A 2,479-nucleotide genomic window follows, 5' to 3' on the forward strand; every position below is an offset into this window, starting at 1 on the left:
GAAGATGGATGATTAAATGGCTAAATTTTCTGACACCTTTCCCTGGGTACCCAGGGAAAGGTGTCAGAAAACAAACCCCAATTCCGGGGATACTCTATTAATTTACACAAACTTCTTGACGGTACCTCCCAATCAACCATGTTTTTTGTTCCCTGGGAAATAACATAAACTTCATTAATATTATTATCTTTAGAGTGAAAATGAATAGCTGTTCCATCATAATCAGATGACGTGACATCAGAATTGGTGGAATCAGAGGAGGATATAATTTCAACATCTGCAGGGAGTTCCTTCCTATACTCTTCTAAATAGATTTGTTTAATTTCTTTCTCGAATTCTTGTTCTGATAACCCTTTGTATTCCAGGTCACAATAAGCCTTAATTTGATTTCATCCTTAGCTAAAAGTAAATCACTCATTGTTATTCTCTACTCTCATTTTTATTAATAAATGTAATAGATCTTATCCACTTTTCCATTTCCTTTTGCATAGCTTGTTTGGATCCTCTGCATTTTTCTGGCTCCGTACATTCGGTTTCAAAGATGACATGAATACCATCACCTTTGCTATTTTCCAGGATAGCAGCATAACCATAATAGTCTTTACTATCTTCAAAGGCGGCTATATAAAGCGTACTACTTTCTAAAGAAACCTTTTCAAAGTTAAGTTTGTTATCAAATTGGCTCGCTAACATATCTAACTCCATGTCTTTATTTCCTAATTGAGAATAATAATTAATTTTGATAGACAACCCGAGACCATTCCCTTGCTCTACACCAATCAGGTAACCCTCGTATTTTTTCTTTTTAAGAGCATATCCTTTTTCCCCAATAACTCCTCCAGCCGGAAAGTCCATCTTATATTTCCCGGTTCCGGATAAAAACGGATAATAGCCGTCTCGCGTTTCCTCAGTTGACTGTAAAAATTCACGCGTAAATTCGTCCTGAAATGCTCTGACATCCGGCAGTTCTTCCGGATCCATTTCAGATGGCTTTGTATTAGTTTCTTCATCATTCATTTGACAACCTCCTAACACAAAGATGGAAAAAACAAGGAGAATATGTATTAAATATTTCACTAATGGAGCCTCCCGTTACGATGCACACTTCATCGCTTGGTAAAATATTCTTATTACTTATGAGTATACAATACATAAGTGGAACAATGTTTAATCGAATTCAATTCTCTGTAAAATAGGTATTTAGTCCAATCACAGCCTTTCAAGCGGATCTCATTGCAATGTGGTGCGCCTAAATAGATCGAATCTAAAAAAGACGCCGGTTCTATCCAAACCAACAGCCTTTTTGTTATTATAAATTTGGTAAAAATTAGTCTGTGCACCGTTAACACTATAAACTTGATCAAAAGTGTCATATAATAAATGCGCAGTCGTATTATTATTATGAGCCAATGAATGAGACAATCCGATCATCGAGGTAGAATCACCAGCTCCAAAGCGTTTTTTTGCTTCACTGACAAATTTATCAGTTGCTTCCGCCTGACCAATATCTTGCCCAGCAAGCATTGCCTTTATATTGTATTCCCAATCTTCGCCACCTTGTGAACCCTGCGATATAATATACACCTCATCAATACCGTTTTCTTTTGATTTAAAATGAATGGCTGTGCCATCGTATCCAGACTTACCACCTTCTAAACTATTGGCCTCCGAGGAAGAGAAGATATCAATATCGGCAGGGAGCTTTTCACCATATTCCTCAACATATAGACGTTGTATTTCTTTTTTTAATTCTTCTCCCGATAGCCCCTGGTATTCCATATCTATTAGTCTTAACTTTATTTCCCGAGAATGTAAGACCTCTTCACCCATTGAAATCATTTCCTTTCCTCATTTACAAATTGAATCGATTTCATCCATTCCAATGCTTTTTCTTCATACCGTTGTTGATTTTCCTCACATACTTGTTCTTTTTCATCCCTGCAGTCGATTTCATAAACTACTTCTATCCCTCCCATACCTTTTTCATGTAGTATATAACCTGCATAATCAAGAGATATATTACTTTTAAGAGCAGTATAATAAAGTGATTGATGGTTCTGCTCAAGTTTCTTGAAATCGCCATCATATCCTATTCGTTTTTTAAAACGATTAAGATCTTCCCCTAGATATTCTGGCAGATGATTTGAATAATAAATGATGCGTATACTTGCGCCCGTATCATCGTCTACACCAATCACTATTTCTTCATGGTCCGTTTCCCTTACGAAATAAGATCTATCCCCAATCACACCACCAGCCGGAAAATCCATTTTATATTTCCCGGTTCCTGATAAAAACGGATAATACCCATCTCTTGTTTCCTCTGTGGATTGTAAAAAATCAAGCGTAAATTCTGTAAAGCATCACTTAATTCCAGCCAAAACAAGCCTGTTTTGTTCACAATTCTCCAGTTGATTTCTGTACTTTCCCGGCGTAATATGCTAAATTTTTTGCATATTGTTAGGGGGGTTTTTTTATG

Annotated in this window: 4 protein-coding genes and 1 pseudogene; all 5 read right to left on the minus strand. The window is 36.4% G+C overall.

Annotated elements, in window-relative coordinates:
* Nucleotides 1-20: 20 nt before the first annotated feature.
* The gene (locus IEW67_RS18430) at nt 21-383 is read right to left on the minus strand and encodes a DUF6792 domain-containing protein (RefSeq protein WP_308430752.1); all 363 of its coding nucleotides are present in this window, start codon (nt 381-383) and stop codon (nt 21-23) included.
* Between the two features lie 37 nt (nt 384-420).
* Nucleotides 421-1,017, minus strand: a complete 597-nt coding sequence (locus IEW67_RS17725) for a YvcA-related protein (protein WP_188634407.1) — start codon at nt 1,015-1,017, stop codon at nt 421-423.
* Between the two features lie 213 nt (nt 1,018-1,230).
* The gene (locus tag IEW67_RS17730; protein ID WP_188634408.1) at nt 1,231-1,839 is read right to left on the minus strand and encodes a DUF6792 domain-containing protein; all 609 of its coding nucleotides are present in this window, start codon (nt 1,837-1,839) and stop codon (nt 1,231-1,233) included.
* Nucleotides 1,836-2,294 (minus strand): annotated as a pseudogene (locus tag IEW67_RS17735) (YvcA-related protein); the annotation flags it as partial. The pseudogene IEW67_RS17735 and the gene IEW67_RS17730, both read right to left, overlap by 4 nt.
* Nucleotides 2,246-2,479 (minus strand): hypothetical protein (locus tag IEW67_RS18285; RefSeq protein WP_229671954.1); only part of this gene is annotated, 234 nt, incomplete at its 5' end. The gene IEW67_RS18285 and the pseudogene IEW67_RS17735, both read right to left, overlap by 49 nt.

Origin of the sequence: Lentibacillus kapialis (assembly GCF_014646635.1) — a bacterium.
Taxonomy (GTDB): Bacteria; Bacillota; Bacilli; order Bacillales; family Amphibacillaceae; genus Lentibacillus; species Lentibacillus kapialis.

Excerpts from the sequence above, each read along its gene's own strand:
- IEW67_RS17725 (WP_188634407.1), bottom strand. The coding sequence starts at position 1,017 with ATGAATGATGAAGAAACTAATACAAAGCCATCTGAAATGGATCCGGAA.
- IEW67_RS17730 (WP_188634408.1), bottom strand. The coding sequence starts at position 1,839 with ATGATTTCAATGGGTGAAGAGGTCTTACATTCTCGGGAAATAAAGTTA.